The 16,382-nt window shown below is 54.2% G+C and carries 16 protein-coding genes; 6 read left to right on the plus strand and 10 right to left on the minus strand.

The window, feature by feature from the left end:
* Window positions 1-16: 16 nt before the first annotated feature.
* The 7 genes from C5O23_RS02230 to C5O23_RS02265 all read right to left on the minus strand — a co-directional run bounded on the left by C5O23_RS02230 (window position 17) and on the right by C5O23_RS02265 (window position 5,395).
* Entirely contained in the window at window positions 17-496 is a 480-nt protein-coding gene (locus C5O23_RS02230) for a T9SS type A sorting domain-containing protein (RefSeq protein WP_107031322.1), read from the minus strand.
* A 353-nt stretch (window positions 497-849) separates the two neighbouring features.
* The gene (glyA, locus tag C5O23_RS02240) at window positions 850-2,130 is read right to left on the minus strand and encodes a serine hydroxymethyltransferase (RefSeq protein WP_107031324.1); all 1,281 of its coding nucleotides are present in this window, start codon (window positions 2,128-2,130) and stop codon (window positions 850-852) included.
* Between the two features lie 44 nt (window positions 2,131-2,174).
* Window positions 2,175-2,735, minus strand: a complete 561-nt coding sequence (locus C5O23_RS02245) for a flavin reductase family protein (protein WP_107031325.1) — start codon at window positions 2,733-2,735, stop codon at window positions 2,175-2,177.
* A gap of 27 nt (window positions 2,736-2,762) precedes the next feature.
* The gene (gene pyrI, locus C5O23_RS02250) at window positions 2,763-3,224 is read right to left on the minus strand and encodes an aspartate carbamoyltransferase regulatory subunit (RefSeq protein ID WP_107031326.1); all 462 of its coding nucleotides are present in this window, start codon (window positions 3,222-3,224) and stop codon (window positions 2,763-2,765) included.
* Between the two features lie 79 nt (window positions 3,225-3,303).
* Entirely contained in the window at window positions 3,304-4,218 is a 915-nt protein-coding gene (gene pyrB / locus C5O23_RS02255) for an aspartate carbamoyltransferase (RefSeq protein ID WP_107031327.1), read from the minus strand.
* 78 nt (window positions 4,219-4,296) lie between these two features.
* On the minus strand, window positions 4,297-4,869 hold the full coding sequence (locus C5O23_RS02260) for a hypothetical protein (RefSeq protein ID WP_107031328.1): 573 nt from the start codon (window positions 4,867-4,869) through the stop codon (window positions 4,297-4,299).
* 61 nt (window positions 4,870-4,930) lie between these two features.
* A complete protein-coding gene (locus tag C5O23_RS02265) occupies window positions 4,931-5,395 on the minus strand; it encodes an RNA polymerase sigma factor (RefSeq protein ID WP_240597599.1) in 465 nt (154 codons plus the stop codon).
* Window positions 5,396-5,592: 197 nt separating this feature from the next.
* Here C5O23_RS02265 and C5O23_RS02270 point away from each other — a divergent pair, with 197 nt between their 5' ends.
* From C5O23_RS02270 to C5O23_RS02290, 5 genes are all read left to right on the plus strand, one after another.
* Window positions 5,593-6,528: an ABC transporter ATP-binding protein gene (locus C5O23_RS02270; RefSeq protein WP_107031330.1), complete on the plus strand. Its 936-nt coding sequence runs from the start codon at window positions 5,593-5,595 to the stop codon at window positions 6,526-6,528.
* Between the two features lie 51 nt (window positions 6,529-6,579).
* The gene (locus C5O23_RS02275; RefSeq protein ID WP_107031331.1) at window positions 6,580-7,890 is read left to right on the plus strand and encodes an ABC transporter permease; all 1,311 of its coding nucleotides are present in this window, start codon (window positions 6,580-6,582) and stop codon (window positions 7,888-7,890) included.
* Between the two features lie 93 nt (window positions 7,891-7,983).
* A complete protein-coding gene (locus C5O23_RS02280) occupies window positions 7,984-9,015 on the plus strand; it encodes a type 1 periplasmic-binding domain-containing protein (protein ID WP_107031332.1) in 1,032 nt (343 codons plus the stop codon).
* A 45-nt stretch (window positions 9,016-9,060) separates the two neighbouring features.
* The gene (locus tag C5O23_RS02285; RefSeq protein WP_107031333.1) at window positions 9,061-10,761 is read left to right on the plus strand and encodes an outer membrane protein transport protein; all 1,701 of its coding nucleotides are present in this window, start codon (window positions 9,061-9,063) and stop codon (window positions 10,759-10,761) included.
* Window positions 10,762-10,808: 47 nt separating this feature from the next.
* Complete coding sequence (locus tag C5O23_RS02290) at window positions 10,809-12,860, plus strand: AAA family ATPase (RefSeq protein WP_107031334.1); 2,052 nt, start codon at window positions 10,809-10,811, stop codon at window positions 12,858-12,860.
* Between the two features lie 193 nt (window positions 12,861-13,053).
* Here C5O23_RS02290 and C5O23_RS02295 read toward each other — a convergent pair whose 3' ends face one another.
* The 3 genes from C5O23_RS02295 to miaB form a co-directional block, all read right to left on the minus strand.
* Window positions 13,054-13,590, minus strand: coding sequence for a 30S ribosomal protein S16 (locus tag C5O23_RS02295; protein ID WP_107031335.1), 537 nt, complete (start codon window positions 13,588-13,590; stop codon window positions 13,054-13,056).
* A gap of 245 nt (window positions 13,591-13,835) precedes the next feature.
* On the minus strand, window positions 13,836-14,441 hold the full coding sequence (locus C5O23_RS02300) for a YqgE/AlgH family protein (RefSeq protein WP_107031336.1): 606 nt from the start codon (window positions 14,439-14,441) through the stop codon (window positions 13,836-13,838).
* A gap of 74 nt (window positions 14,442-14,515) precedes the next feature.
* On the minus strand, window positions 14,516-15,856 hold the full coding sequence (gene miaB, locus C5O23_RS02305; RefSeq protein ID WP_107031337.1) for a tRNA (N6-isopentenyl adenosine(37)-C2)-methylthiotransferase MiaB: 1,341 nt from the start codon (window positions 15,854-15,856) through the stop codon (window positions 14,516-14,518).
* A gap of 81 nt (window positions 15,857-15,937) precedes the next feature.
* Here miaB and C5O23_RS02310 point away from each other — a divergent pair, with 81 nt between their 5' ends.
* Complete coding sequence (locus C5O23_RS02310; protein WP_107031338.1) at window positions 15,938-16,366, plus strand: hypothetical protein; 429 nt, start codon at window positions 15,938-15,940, stop codon at window positions 16,364-16,366.
* Window positions 16,367-16,382: the final 16 nt, after the last annotated feature.

The raw sequence follows: 16,382 nt of genomic DNA on the forward strand, positions 1-16,382 counted from the left end.
CAGTGATTGGTGGTGATTAACGGGTGAATTTGATGGTTTTGCCGTTGGCTTTTACAATGTAGATGCCCGGCGCCATAGGATTGAAGTCGATGCTGATGTTTTCAAATCCGGTGTGGCGCGCCACGGCGACCCCTTTGAGGTTGTAGACGGCTACCGAGAGGGGGACGCCTGCGGGGGCTGAGACGGAGAGAATGCCTCCGCTGATGCCGAGGGTAATGTCGTCACGGAGCGAGGTTTCGATACGGTCGGCCGCGCTTGCTTCAAGGTCAAAGGCAAGGTTGTCAATCGCTCCTAACTGATAGTCGAGATCGCCTTTGGTTGTGGCGATTTTCATTTTGTCGCCGTTGAAGGTGATACGGCTGACATCCGCGATGCTGATGGCGGTCTGTTTGCTGTCGGTTCCTGTTACAACCAGCTTGTCGTCAGCTCCAGCTTGGGCTGTAACAGCTAATGCTCCGGTCACGGCAATAGCAAATTGCAAGTAATGTAATTTCATCAATTATGATTTTAGTTAAAAATGGGTAGTTCCAAGCAAGAGATGAGGGGAAGGACAGTAAAATTTTGATTAAGCTCCTTCTGAATTTATAGGGATAGTCTGAGATTGCATTTTGTGAATATTCTGGCGGTAAAATTAACGATTGTTGATTAAATATGCAAATATGTGTTACAAAATGTGTGTTTTATGGGGATGTCGCTTTAAAATTGTTATTTTGGTGGCGATTCCGGGCTGTCCGCCAAATTGTGAAAAAGGCCGTTCAGAATTCTGCTGAGATTTCTGAACGGCCTGTAAGTTTTGGGTCGCCGGGCTATTGCCGAGCGCCTTTTATGGATGATGCTTTCCTGAAGTGATTACCATGCGAACATGGGGTAGGGCTGCATCGTGGCGTTTACTTTTGCGCGGACGGCTGCGATGTTTTCGGGGCTTTCGGGGTTGCGGAGCACGGTGTCGATCATCTCGGCGATCTCCAGCATGAGTGGTTCCTTGGCGCCGCGGGTTGTAATGGCGGGGGTGCCGAGGCGGATGCCTGAGGTCTGGAAGGGGCTGCGAGAGTCGAAGGGAACCATGTTTTTGTTGGCAGTGATGTCGGTGAGCACGAGGGCTTTTTCGGCTACCTTGCCTGTGAGTTCGGGGAATTTGCTGCGGAGGTCTACGAGGATGCAGTGGTTGTCGGTGCCGCCGGAGACGATGTCATAGCCCATTTCGATGAGTGCGCCTGCAAGTGTAGCGGCGTTTTTCTGCACCTGGAGCTGATATTCGCGGAATTCGGGGGAGAGGGCTTCGCCGAAAGCGACTGCCTTGGCTGCGATGACGTGTTCGAGCGGACCGCCCTGCACTCCGGGGAATACGGCTGAGTCGAGCAACTGCGACATCATCTTTACTACGCCCTTGGGAGTGGTTTTTCCCCAGGGGTTTTCAAAGTCCTGACCCATCATGATGACGCCGCCACGGGGACCGCGGAGGGTCTTGTGGGTTGTGGTGGTCACGATGTGGGCATATTTCACGGGGTTGTCGAGAAGACCTGCGGCGATGAGGCCTGCGGGGTGGGCCATGTCGACCATGAAAATGGCTCCGATTTCATCGGCGAGACGGCGCATGCGGGCGTAGTCCCATTCGCGGCTATAGGCGCTTGCGCCGCCTACGATGAGGCGCGGACGTTCGCGACGGGCCACTTCTTCCATCTGCTCGTAGTCAATGCGTCCGGTTTCGCGGTCAACGTTGTATTCAAGAGCCTGATATACGAGGCCTGAGAAGTTGACTGGGCTACCGTGGCTGAGGTGACCGCCGTGGCTGAGGTTGAGGCCGAGAAATTTGTCGCCGGGGTTGAGGCAGGCCATGAAGACAGCCATGTTGGCCTGTGCGCCTGAGTGGGGCTGTACATTGGCCCACTGAGCTCCGAAGAGTTCTTTGAGGCGTTCGATGGCGATGCTTTCGGATTCGTCGACCACTTCGCAGCCTCCGTAGTAGCGGTGGCCGGGATAGCCTTCGGCATACTTGTTGGTGAGACACGAGCCCATTGCGCGCATCACCTGGTCACTGACGAAGTTTTCGGAAGCGATGAGTTCGATTCCTTTTTTCTGGCGCTGGTGCTCGCGCTCAATGATGTCGAAGATTACTTTGTCTTCTTTCATACCTTAAATAAAATATAGGGGGTGAGTTTTGGATCGGTTAGGGGTTATTTTTTCTTTACGCTCCAGCCGAAGCGGCCTATTTCAGGACCTTGCTCGAAATAGTGGCCGTGGGAGTAGTTGAGGAGTCCGGCCGATGCGAGGTCAAAGGCTCCGGTGGCGGGGTCGATGAGGTTTTCTTCGGCAAGGACGTTGATGACGTCGGCTATGAACATGTCATGGCTTCCGAGTTTTACTATCTCTTTGACGCGGCATTCGATGGAGAGGGGCGATTCGGCTATGGAGGGGCAGCTGACTTTTTGGCCGGCGACGGGAGTGAGCCCGGTTTCCTTCCATTTGTCGTAGTCGCTTCCTGAGCGGACTCCTGCCCAGTCGGTGGCGCGGGCCATTGCGGTTGTGGTCAGGTTGATGGTGAATTCCATCTGTTCTTTGATCATGGCGTAGGAGTGGCGTTCGGGGCGCACTGAGATGTAGCACATCGGCGGGTTGGTGCAGATGGTGCCTGTCCAGGCCACGGTGAGCATGTTGCTGCGTTCTTCCGTGCCGCATGTCACGAGTACGGCCGGAAGGGGGTAGATCATTGTGCCGGGTTTCCAGGATGTTTTCATCGGGGGCGGGAGGTGGTGACCGGGTGATCAGATTATTTTTGCGTCGATGCTTTTTACAACCTGCGAGCAGTAGTGGCAGCTGATTGTCACGTCGTCGCGGTTGATTACGTGGAAGCGTGTGCGCATCGGTTCGTTGTTTGTGATGCATTTGGGGTTGCCGCACTTGACGATGCCTACAATGGTGTCAGGGAGTGAGACGGGGAATTTTTCCACTACTTCATAGTCGCGGATGATGTTGACTACCGCCGATGGTGCTATCAGCGCTATGCGGTTGAGGGTCGATTCGGGGAAGAATACGTCGGCGGCCTTGATGATGCCTTTGGTGCCGAGTTTCTTGCTGTCGAGGTTGTAGCCAATGGTCACTGCGCCGGTGAGGTTTTCGATTCCGAGGATTCTGACGGCTTTGAAGAGGGAGGCCGAGGGGATATGGTCGATCACGGTGCCGTTGCGCAGGGCGGCTACTGCGAGTTCTTGTTTTGAGACGGTCATGGGTGATGGTTGTTTTATTTCGAGTGTGGTGTTAGAGGGGTGGAGTGAGGGGTGAGGTGGTGAGATGCGCCGGCGCGGGTCAGGCTTCGATGCCGAGTGCGCGGCAGATTATGGCCTGGCGGGCGTAGAGGCCGTTGCGGGCCTGCTCGAAATAATATGCGTGGGGGTTGTCGTCGACATCCTGTGCTATCTCGTTGACGCGGGGCAGTGGGTGGAGTATGCGCATGTTGGGGCGGGCGTCTGTCAGCATGGCGCTGTTGAGATTGTAGAGGTCTTTGACGCGCTCATATTCCATGATGTCGGCGAATCGTTCGCGCTGCACACGGGTCATGTAGATGATGTCGCTTGTGTTGATGACTTCGGGCGAGAAGTCGCGGTGTTCGGTGTAGCGGATTCCGTTTTCGTCGCAGAAGCTCTTGTATTCTTTCGGCATACCGAGTTCCTCGCATGCCACGAAGCGGAAGGTTGGGTTGAAATATCTCATGGCCATCAGCAGAGAGTGGACCGTGCGGCCGTATTTGAGGTCGCCGACGAGGGTGATGGTGAGATTTTCGAGGGTGCCCTGTGTCTTGTAGATCGAGTAGAGGTCGAGCATTGTCTGGGAGGGGTGCTGGTTTGCACCGTCGCCGGCGTTGATGACGGGGATGTCAGTGACTTCCGAGGCGTAGCGGGCGGCACCTTCGAGATAGTGGCGCATGATGATGATGTCCACATAGTTGCTGACCATCTTGATTGTGTCTTTGAGGGTCTCGCCTTTCGATGAGCTGGTGGTGTTGGCATCGGAGAAGCCTATCACACGGCCTCCGAGACGGTTGACAGCGGTTTCGAAACTCAGGCGTGTGCGTGTTGACGGTTCGAAGAACAGGGTTGCGACTACGCGCCCTTCAAGCAGACGCCGGTTTGGATTCTCTTCAAAGCGACGGGCCGAGTCGAGAAGCGACATGATTTCATCGCGGCCTATATCGCTGATTGAAACAAGACTTTTGCTATTCATTGCAGTGAAATGTGAGTTCACTGCAAATTTATAGAATTTTCGTCTAATCCGACGGATAAAACGGCGGGAATTTTCAGATTAATTTTTATCCGTGGCTTCGGAGTCGGAGAGCTGGCGGCGCATTTCGCGGATGATTGTCATTGATTTGCGGTTGATGAAGAAGCCGATGGTGGCTCCGATGACTCCTCCTGCAAGGCAGCCGTAGAACATCAGGTGGCCGTAGAGCGATGAGAATGTGAAACACATGTAGAGCAGCAGCGGGAAGGCGAGTGTCATGGCTATGGCTTTGAGCCGTACTCTCGATGTCTCGATGGCGCAGACGGCGGCGAGGGCTTCGCGGACCGACATGATCGAGAAGTTGAGGCGGCGCACACGGAGGTAGTTGCGAAGGTGTAACGAGCCTATGAATATGAAGAAGCATATGGCGAGGATGGCCAGAGTCGGGGTGGCCGCGAAGTATGGAATCATGATCAGTACACCCATCAGGCAGAGCATGGTCAGTGCGAAGCTGATGGAGGCGAGACGATCGCGCAGAGTGGAGACACGGCCGGCTCTGACGCGCGACATCAGTTCGGCTGTCTCCGGCACGCCGCCGTAGCCGGGAGGGAAGCTGATGGAGTTCCAGTTGCTTTTCAAATCGTCGATATTCATGATGGGTTGTGCTTTGGGGTCTTTGGTAAATTCAGGTCGGGGGGGGAGGTGGTGGATGGTGTCAGCGGTTGCTCTGGCGGGCCAGCCGCGATTTGATGCGGTGGAGCCGGGTGGCCACGTTGTTGCGGGTGAATCCGGTCACTTCTGCGATCTCGTCGTAGGAGCGTTCGTCGAGCCACATTAATATAATAGCTTTGTCGAGTTTGTCAAGTCCTGAGATGAGGCTGTACATCTCGCGTAGCTGTTCGGCCCTGAGGCTACTGTCGTCTGCTTCGAGGTCGGCAGCGAAATCGAGAGAGGTCATGGCGGTGGCGTGGGTGTTGTGGCGGCGGAAAAATGTCACGCAGGTGTTGATGGCCGTGCGGTAGAGCCAGGTTGATATTGCCGCCTCGCCACGGAAGGAGTCGAGGCCCACCCATATGTTTGCGAGAACTTCCTGATAGAGGTCCTGGAAGTGGTCGCGGTCGGTGGCATACATGTAACAGACCTTGCATATAAGCTGACGGCTGTCATTGACAACCTTCATGAACCGGGATTCTTTTTCGCTCTGTCGCATGTGATGCTGCTGATGGGGTTTACTGGGGGGAAGTGGGTGATGGTTTTCTTCATTAGACGCGAATTCGGCAGAAAAGTTACAGCGGATTGAAACTTTTTCGGTAATTTTGCGTCTAACGAAGAAAAAAATATCAGAAAGCTATAAAAGAATATACCAGTTATCACAACATGGACATCCTACAGGTAGAAAACGTCAGCAAAAGCTATTCGTCACACCGTGCGCTTGACAATGTCTCGCTCAGCGTTCCCGAAGGTCAGGTCTACGGACTGCTGGGCCCCAACGGCGCGGGCAAGACCACTCTCATCCGCATCATCAACCATATCACCGCTCCTGACAGCGGCCGTGTGCTTCTCGACGGCCATCAGCTGACCGAGGCCGATGTTTGTCACATAGGCTATCTGCCCGAAGAGCGCGGTCTCTATAAGAAAATGAAGGTGGGCGAGCAGGCTCTGTTTTTCGCTCGCCTGAAGGGGCTTCCGAAGCATGAGGCCACGAGGAGCCTGCGCGAGTGGTTTGAGCGCTTCGATATTCTCGACTGGTGGGACAAGAAGGTCGAGGAGCTGTCAAAGGGTATGGCACAGAAGATACAGTTCATAATCACGGTGCTACACCGGCCTAAGCTACTGATTTTCGACGAGCCTTTCTCCGGTTTCGACCCCATCAATGCCGAGTTGCTTAAAAACGAGATACTCAGGCTCAAGGAAGAGGGTGCCACGGTGATTTTCTCGACCCACAACATGGCTTCGGTCGAGGAGATCTGTGACAATATCACTCTGATCAACAAGAGCCGCAACATACTGAGCGGAAATGTGGAAGAGATCCGTCGGAAGTATTTCGGCAACCGTTATGATCTTCTTTACGAGGGCGATGACCGCAGCCTGATGGAGGCTCTGCAGTCTGTGGGCAATGAGTTTGAAGTCACGGCGGCCGATCAGCTGCAGGGACGGCGCAGACTGACATTCCATCTGAAAGAAGGCGTCGGGCTGCGCGATGCGATAGCGATAGCCAATGACTCTGTGAGGCTTGCCGGCATAAGCGAGAGCATAGCCTCGATGAACGATATATTCATCAGAGCTGTCAGAGAAGACGAAAGCTGCCGATAGGAATCAGCGGGTAAATTTTACGATTAATAAACAAACGGAGAAAACATCACAATGTCAAAAATAGGAATAGTGATAGAGCGCGAATACATGGAGCGCGTCAAAAAGAAAAGTTTTATCATCACCACGCTGCTGATGCCTCTGCTGATGCTTCTGCTGATGGCCATGCCGGCGCTGATCATGAGCTATGTCGACTCGTCGGCCGCTACGGTGGCTGTGATCGACAATACAAGGGTGATACTGCCGGAGCTGAGAAGTTCGGAAGATCTGAGATTCTGTCCGGCGGTCGATGCCACGGTGGATTCGGCGCTGACCCGCGAGGGCATAGACGCGGTGCTGGTGATTCCTGAGAATATCATCGACAATCCGCGTGCCGGGCTGAAGTACTACACCAGCGGTCCGTCATCGGTAGGCACTGAGGCCGGAATCACCGACCGCATCAACAGCATCATCGAGGCCCATCGGCTCAAGGCTTACAATATCGAAAATCTTGATGAGATTCTGAGCAGCGTGAAGAGCGATGTAAGCCTCACCACTGTGCGCGCCGACAAAGACAGCGAGGAAAGCAACTCGTCGATGTTCAGCTACGGCATAGGCATTGCCATGACTTTCGTTCTCTATATGTTCCTGCTGATCTACGGGCAGATGGTGATGACATCCATAATCGAGGAGAAGGGCAACCGTGTGCTCGAAGTGGTGGTCTCGTCAGTGAAGCCCGTGCAGCTGATGATGGGCAAGATCATCGGCGTGGCGCTTGTGGCAGTGACGCAGATGGTTATCTGGGGAGTGCTGCTCTCGGTCATGTCGGCCTTCGTGCTTCCCGCGCTTGTTCCGGCCGATGCGATGGCTGATGTGGCGGCTGTGCAGAGCGGCCATTTCGACCAGGTGGGCGATTCTTCGTCAATCGAGATCATCCAGGCCATCGGGATGCTCGGCAATGTCGGCAATATCGTTACGCTGATGGCGCTGATGACGGTGTTTCTGGTGTTCGGCTTCCTGCTCTATTCGTCGATTTTCGCAGCCGTAGGATCAGCCGTCGACAATATTCAGGATGCCAGTCAGCTGACATCATTGGCCGTGTTTCCGATTCTCTTCGGACTGATTTTTGCAATGGTGGCCGCCGCAGACCCGATGGGGAGCGTGGCGTTCTGGATGTCGATGTTCCCGCTGACATCGCCGATGGTGATGGTGGCCCGCATACCGTTCGGGATTCCGGGCTGGGAAATAGCGTTGTCGCTCGTGCTTCTTGCCGCGGGGTTTGTGGCTATGGTCTGGCTTGCCGGAAAGATCTACCGCGTAGGCATCTTCATGTATGGCAAAAAGCCTTCGGTCAAGGAACTTGTCAGGTGGATCAGATATAAGTAGGGCGAAAGCATGAAAAGCAAAATATATACGCGCGCGATTAAACTTTTGAGACGCTCGCTTGTCTAAACTATATCACAATATCTCTCACACACTATGAATATCAAGCGTATTTTCACATTCTTAGCCGGGACTCTGGTTGCAGCCGGAGCGGTGTCGGCACAGTCGTATTACGATGACGACATATATTTCGACGCCTCCAAAGCCAGCAAGCCAGCCCAGAAAACGGCCAAAAAGAACAATAATAGGACCGCAGTTGTTGTCTATGACTATCCGTCGGCTGACAATTATACGGTCAGCGGCACCCGCACCATCAGCGTCGATGACTATAACCGGCGCGGAATTTTTGCGACCGACTCTCTGACGGCCGACACTACCGCTACTGACTTTGCCTATACCCGACGCATAGAGCAGTTCTACAATCCGCAGATTGTAAGCGGTTCAGGAGATGAGGAACTGGCCAATATCTACTATATGGAGCCCGACCAGGTCAATATCTACGTGAATACCCCGTCGGCCTATTGGGGATATGACTATTTCTATCCCTACAACGCCTGGGCATCGCCTTACTGGTATAACAACTACTGGCGCTGGAACTCGGCATGGTACTGGGGATCATGGTATGATCCTTACTGGGCCTGGGGATGGGGACCTTCATGGGCTTATCCGGGCTGGGGTCCGGGTTGGGGCTATCCGGGCTGGGGTCCAGGCTGGGGCCATCCGGGCTGGGGCTGGGGAGGTCCGGTCTATACCGGTCCGCGTCGCGCTCCGAATCTTCTTGCCGGCCGTCATCCCGGTGTGGGCAGTGCCGCCCGTCCGTCGTCAAGCGGACGGCGTCCCGGATCTTACGGCTATACAAACAGCCGTCCGGGTGTGTCTACCAACCGTCAGCCGGCAGTCACCAACCGTCGGCCCAACGTGACCACCAACCGCCGTCCTGCCACCAATCAGCGTCCGAACAATAACAACAATTATAACAATAACAGCAACTACAACAATTACAATCCCAACAGCATCGGCGGCCGTTACGGCACAGGCAGCTATGGCTCCGGCAGTTACGGCGGCGGTAGCCGCGGAAGCGGAATGAGGTCAGGCGGTGGCAGCCGCGGCGGACGCGGTCGTCATTGATCAGAAGTATAACACAAAAACACTCACACTCACAAACTTCAGCTTATGAACAAGAAAGTATTGGCAGGGATGCTGGTAGCTCTTCCGTCAGCAATGATGGGCCAGACTGCACTCGATGCGTTTTCGATTTCGCAGACCGATATGCGGGGTAGTGCCCGCTTCATGTCGATGGGCGGTGCGTTTACCGCTCTCGGCGGTGATATCTCGACACTCAATCAGAACCCCGGCGGTATCGGTGTCTACCGCAGCAGTGACATCACGGCCACTCTCGATGTCACCTTCAAATCCGGAAAATTCAATGCCGGAGCAGGTTCCCAAAGTTGGAACCACACCGGTGTGGCCTGCAACAATTTCGGCTATATCGGCACCGTGAACCTTGGGTCGAATTCGGTGATGCCGTTTTTCAACTGGGGTGTGAGCTATTCGCGTGCGGCCTCGTTTGACCGCCGCTACCGCGGATCGCTCGGTTCGATCAATACCTCGCTGAGCAACTTCGTGGCTGACAATACCAACCGCACGTTTGTCAACAACGGCGGCATACCTCCGCAGCAGATGCAGTTTGTGGAAGGCAGCGATTATAATCCTTACTGGGACGACTACAACGGAAATCCATATGCGCCCTGGCTGAGCACTCTGATGTACACTGCCGGAGCCATCAATCCGCTTACCGCCAACAGCTCCACTTATAACGGTCTCTATGACTATCAGAAGTCTTCTGGCTTAGCATCTGTGGAGGTCGAGGAGAAAGGCTATGTAGACGAATATGCCATAGACTTCGGTGGCAATATCTCCAATACGGTGTTCTGGGGCATAGGCTTCGGAATTACTGACGTGGAGTTCCGTTCGCGTTCATACTACTCAGAGAGCATCAACAATGCTATGGTTCCCGGATCGGCCTATGACGGCGGCTTTGTCACCGGTACGGCTGACTATACTCTTGCGAACTATAAGCACATCTGGGGAAGCGGCTTCAATTTCAAAGCGGGTGTGATCCTCAAGCCGGTCAATGAGTTCCGCATCGGTGTGGCAGTGCATACTCCCACCTATTATAATCTTTCATATGAAGGCAGCGGCCAGCTGGGTTATCTCTACGATTCTTCCGAATATGCCGAGCCGGTTTCCGGCACAGCGGTTACGGATGACGGCTATATGCGTGAATTCGACTGGAAATGCCGCACTCCGTGGCGCTTCATGGTCGGAGCGGCCGGTGTGATAGGCGGACGCGCAATCATCAGTGCCGACTATGAATATCGCGCAAGCAATGACATCAAGGTCCAGGATTATGAAGGCACCGATTTCGCCGATGTCAACGGTGATATCAAGAACTACTACAAGGCTACCAACATCATGCGTCTCGGTCTGGAGTATCGCGTGACACCACAGGTCAGCCTCCGCGCCGGCTATTCCTATGAATCATCGCCAGTGACTACCACGGCTATGACCGGATATACTACCAACGGACAGGCGATAGATGCCAACGATGTCTACACTTCCGGCCCTGACGACACCGAGACTCAGCCCTCGTACACCTTTGACAAGGCCACTCAGTATGTGACCTGCGGTATCGGCTACCGCTACAAGAATGTGTATGCCGATCTGGCCTATGTCCACCGCCACCGTTCGGCCAAGTACAGCGCGTTTTCGAACTACAACGAGTATGGCACCGACTACTACGTGCCTGCACCGACCGGAAAGGTTTCGGATGATAACAACTCGCTTGTGCTCACCGTAGGCGTGCGCTTCTGATAACAACTGATTTATTCACAACAGCTTTTTAACAGCCCGCAAAACGAATGGCAAAAAAGAGTTCGCGACCTGCCCGACGCATAGTCGCGGATCGGAATGACAACATAGATCTCGACAATCCCGAATTCATCAAAGCCTGGGAATTGTTGCAGCACACCAAACAGTCGATTTTCCTGACCGGCAAGGCCGGAACGGGAAAATCGACTTTCCTGCGCTATATCACTGCCCATACCCGTAAGAAATATGTGGTGCTCGCACCGACCGGAATCGCGGCGGTGAATGTGGGCGGGGTCACTCTCCATTCGTTTTTCAGGATTCCGTTCAAGCCTATAGTGCCCGGCGATCCTGACTTCGCGCCAAACCGCATCAAGGAGCGAATGAAGTATCCCGGAAGCCTTGTGAAACTCATACGCGAGCTCGAACTGATAATTATCGACGAGATCTCGATGGTGAGGGCCGACATAATTGATTTCGTGGATCTGCTGCTGCGCACCTATTCGGGCAACCAGCGGGAGCCGTTCGGCGGCAAGCAGCTGCTTTTTGTGGGTGACGTGTTTCAGCTCGAACCGGTGCTTACTGGCGATATGCGCGATATACTGCGCAAGTTTTACCGCGATGCGTTTTTCTTCTCGGCCCATGCGTTTGACAGGATAAATCTCGTGCCGATAGAACTGCGCAAGATCTACCGTCAGAGCCAGGGTGAATTCGTGGAACTTCTTGACCGGATACGTATGGGCGCTGCTACGGCCGCCGATATCTCGCGGCTGAACTCGCGCTGCGTGGCGCTGTCTCTGCCTGTGGAGGGGGAGGAGAAACCCACCATGACTCTGGCCTCGCGCCGCGATATGGTTGATCAGATCAACGAATCGCGTCTGGAGGCCATTGACAAGCCGGTGTTTACATTTATCGGCGAGATAAAAAAAGATTTCCCTGAGAATTCGCTCCCTACGGATCTGGAACTGTCGTTGAAAGAGGGTGCGCAGGTGGTTTTCATCAAGAATTCGCCTGACAGATTCTGGGTCAACGGCACGATCGGCACTGTGACCACTCTCACGCAGGATCTGCTTGAAGTGAGGCTTGAAAACGGCGAAATCCATGAAGTGGAACCCGAAAAGTGGTCGAATATAAAGTATTCGTTTGATGAGAAAACCAACAAGATCATAGAGACGGAGCTTGGCAGTTTCACGCAGTATCCGGTGAAGCTGGCCTGGGCGCTTACCATCCATAAGAGCCAGGGGCTGACGTTCAACAATGTCATAATCGACCTGGGCCGCGGGGCATTTACCGGCGGACAGACTTATGTAGCGCTCTCACGCTGCCGGAGTTTCGAGGGACTGACGCTGAGGTCTACCGTGGCCGAGAGAGATATCTTTGTGAATCCGGCCATTCTGAATTTCAGCCGTTCGTTCAACGATCCGATACTGATTGACGGGGCCATGCGCAAGGCTCATGCCGAGGAGTGTTACGAAAATGCTCTCGCCAAGGCCGACGAGGGGGATTTCAGCGAGGCTTTCGATCTGTTTGCCGAAGGACTGAGAGCGAAAAGCATTCTTGACAACAAGAGTGCCATGAGGCTTGCCAGAAGCAAACTGGCCGTGATCGGCAAACTCAGAGAGAGGGTAGCGCAGCTTGAGTCGGATATAGCTGCTGACCGCGAGCGTTTCCGCGACATGGCTATGGAGTACACCTCGCTTGGCGATGACTGCCGTATAGACGAGATGCCTCTGCCGGCCATAGCGAACTATGACAAGGCTCTTGCTCTGTTGCCGGGCCACATCCCGGCGCTTTACGGCCGTGCGCTCGCAGCCATCACTCTTGAGGATTACAGTCGTGCGCTTGATGATCTGGGAGAGGTGGTGAGGCTCGATCCGGCTAATTTCGATGCGATGGTGCGCATGGGAATGACCTATTACCGCATGGATGATGTGCATAATGCTATGGACCGCTGCCTGGTGGCTCTGTCGCTGAGCGAGACCGCCGACTGTCCGCGTCAGGCGCTTCACGGTCTGCATTCGCTGTTGGCCGACATATATGACACTGCCGGCGATAAATCCTCGGCCCACCATCACAGAGAAATAGCGCGCCGTCTGCGCAAGTGAGGGGCGTCACGAGGCACGACTCTCCAAGAAGCTATTTAAAATTTACGATAAGAGTTTAAACAGTTTCTTAGATTTCATCCATAAAAGCATAAAAAAAGAGGTTGCGTCGTGGTGAATACAAGACGCAACCTCTGTTTGGTTTTGCACATATGGATCAGGCGCAGAGACCTGTTTCCGATGCGGAGCCAGATGCTTATTCAGCAGCAGCCTCTTCGGCGGGAGCTTCTTCAGCGTTTGCTGCAGCTTCAGCCTCGGCAGCTGCGGCAGCAGCTTCGGCTTTCTTCTTGGCTACTTCTTCAGCCTTGGCTTTGTTTTTAGCTACTTCAGCTTCAAGACGAGCCTTTTCGTCGAGCTCTTTCTTGTCGGCCATAGAAGCGCGGAACTTGTCGACAGTCTGCTGCTTCTGAGCTTTCCAGGCTTCGAAACGACGCTGAGCTTCAGCTTCGTCGAAAGCGCCTTTCTTCACACCGCCCTGGAGATGCTTCATGAGAAGAACACCTTCGTTAGAGAGGATGGTGCGTACGGTGTCGGTGGGCTGAGCACCAACGTTAACCCAATACAAAGCACGCTCGAAGTTCAAAGTTACTGTAGCAGGATTAGTGTTCGGATTATAAGAACCTATCCTTTCAATAAATTTACCATCTCGTGGTGCCCTGCTATCGGCGATAACAATAGGATAGAACGCATAGTTCTTGCGACCATGACGTTGCAGTCTGATTTTTGTTGCCATTAATTTGTGATTTGTATTGATTAATTCGGGCGCAAAGTTACTGCTTTTGCGCGTGATTGCCAACCGTTGAGGCCTGACAATGCGGTGGATTGGGATTGTATTTAAGTATATTTAACATCTGTGGTGGCTTTTTGTCTGCTCAGGTCCGGAAAAAGGACGGCTTGCGGGAGCCGTGGCCGGGATCTTGCAAGCCGTCGGAATGGATATGGCTACTATTGTGTGGTGGAAGTGGCAGTTGCTGCGTATTAGTTTGACTGTAGGTTACGGGGGTGGTAGAGCCAGCCTCTGTATGGCGCTCCCATCGAGCGGACAATGCGGTGCCAGTAGGGGTCTTCCTCTCCACGAAGCAGATCGCTGACGGATGGGATGTCGGTGACGGCCCATACGTTTTTGCGCAGTTCCTCGTCGAGCTGCTCCACTCCCCAGCCGCTGTATCCGATAAAGAAGCGCATGCTACCTTCAAGGGCATAGCCGTCATTGACAATGGAGATCATGGTGTCGAAATCGCCTCCGATATAAAGACCGTCGACTATCTCGCGCGACGAGGGGATCAGATCGCCGAGCGTGTGGACAAAATACAGCCGCTCGCATGACATCGGACCGCCGCAGTAGACGGGTATCGTGACCGATGCGGTGACGGAGGGAAGGAGGTCCTGAAGTGTGTAGCTGGTGCGGTTGTTGAGCACTATGCCCATAGCTGATCCGCGTTCTTCGTAGTCGACAAGGCAGATGACGGAATGGTGGAAGTAGCGCTCTCTCAGAAACGGTTCGGCGACAAGAAGCGATCCGGCGTGCGGAATGGCACTCCGGTTTATGTCTATGTTGAAAATCAGTGATTCAAAGTCGAGCATGGCCTGATTGTTTTTTTTGACAGCCTCTTGTCCGGGCTGAGTCCGGTGTGCGCATGGGTATAGCCACGGTGCGCTCAGGCGAGCTCGCCGATGAGTGTGGCGGACGATGAGCCGGTCACGCGGACTCTGACCGTGTCGCCCACACGATAGTCGCCGCGGGGGAAGACAAGGGTCTTGTTCTGCTGGTTGCGTCCCACAAACTGTTCGCGTGAACGCTTGGAGACTCCTTCGACCAGCACATCGAAAGTCTTGCCTACATCGCGGGCATTGCTATCGCGCGAGAGTTCGTTCTGCACGGCGATCATGCGGTTTAGGCGGTCGATCTTCACCTCTTCGGTTATGTTGTCAGGCATGGTGCGGGCTGCCAGTGTGCCTGGGCGTTCGGAGTATTTGAACATGAATGAGGAGTCGAAGCCCACTTCGCGCATGAGCGAGAGAGTTTCCTGGAAGTCTTCTTCGCTCTCGTCATGGAATCCGGTGAAAAGGTCGGTGGAGATTCCGCAGTCGGGAATTGCCCGGCGGATTGCCTCGATGCGTCCGAGATACCACTCGCGGGTGTATTTGCGGTTCATGGCCTTGAGCACTTTGTCGGAGCCTGACTGGACGGGCAGGTGTATGTGTTTGCAGACGTTTGGCTTTGAGGCTATGACTGCGATGATTTCGTCAGACATGTCCTTGGGATGCGAGGTGGTGAAGCGGATGCGCATTTCCGGGGCTGCATCGGCTACCATTGCCAGCAGGCGGGCAAAGTCGATGGTCTCGCCGCTTTCGGTCTCGTAGCGGTAGCTGTTGACGTTCTGTCCGAGGAGGGTGGCTTCCTTGAAGCCGCGGGAGCGGAGATCGGCGAGTTCAGCCAGGATGCTTTCGGCCGAGCGCGAACGTTCGCGGCCGCGGGTGTAGGGGACAATGCAGTAGGAACAGAAATTATTGCATCCGCGCATGATGCTGATGAAGCCTGAGACGGTGTTGCCCGTGATGCGGGCGGGAATTATGTCGCGATATGTTTCTGTGGTGCTCAGTTCTACGTTGACGGCCTTTTCTCCGGCTTCGACTGAAGCGAAAAGGTTTGGAAGGTCAAGGTAAGAGTCAGGTCCGGCCACGAGATCAACGCCGTGACGTTCGATCAGCTCCTCTTTGACTCGCTCGCCCATGCAGCCTATCACACCGATGATGAGTTTAGGCAGATCTTTGGAGCGCTTTCTGCGGAGCGATGCGAGGTAGGCCAGGCGGGAGACTATTTTCTGCTCGGCGTTGTCGCGGATAGAGCATGTGTTGAGCAACACGGCGTCAGCTTCTTCCGGAGTAGCCGCCATCTCATAGCCTACGGTCTCCATGATGGAGGCCACGACCTCACTGTCTGCCACATTCATCTGGCAGCCATAGGTTTCTATATGTAATTTACGTGATTGTGTCATATTTTTAAGGTGGAAACTTTGGCGAAAAGCATAAGAATCCGTAATTTTGCTACAAAATTAAGAAAAACCGCGCAACGGGCAATGGAGAAACTGATATTATTCCTGATAGTATTCGGTGTCGGTTCGTTCTTTGAGTACCTCAAGAAGAAGAGGGAACAGAGAGCGGACAGCGTTGCGGGTAAAATTTTCGGCTCCGCTCAGGCATCAGAAACCACAGCCCGGACAGTGGCCCAAAAACCCAGGCGCAAGCCAAAGAAGGCGGAGCGCAAGCCGCCTCTGCCGGTCAGCTGTGTTCAGACTCCTGCGGATGCCGGGATCAGCCGCCTGTCACAGCAGCCGCCGGCATTGCCTGACGAAGTAGGCTCGATATTCGACGAGAGCCCGATTGACGAAGCCGGAAAGAACCAGGAGGTCTTTGCCTCCGGAAAGCAAGAGCAGGATCTGAGCGAGCATTATCAGCGCTGGCGCCGGGCTATAATTGACAGTGAGATTCTCCAGCGTAAATTTTAGCCTCTACAGATAGAAC

Source organism: Duncaniella muris, assembly GCF_003024805.1.
Taxonomy (GTDB): domain Bacteria; phylum Bacteroidota; class Bacteroidia; order Bacteroidales; family Muribaculaceae; genus Duncaniella; species Duncaniella muris.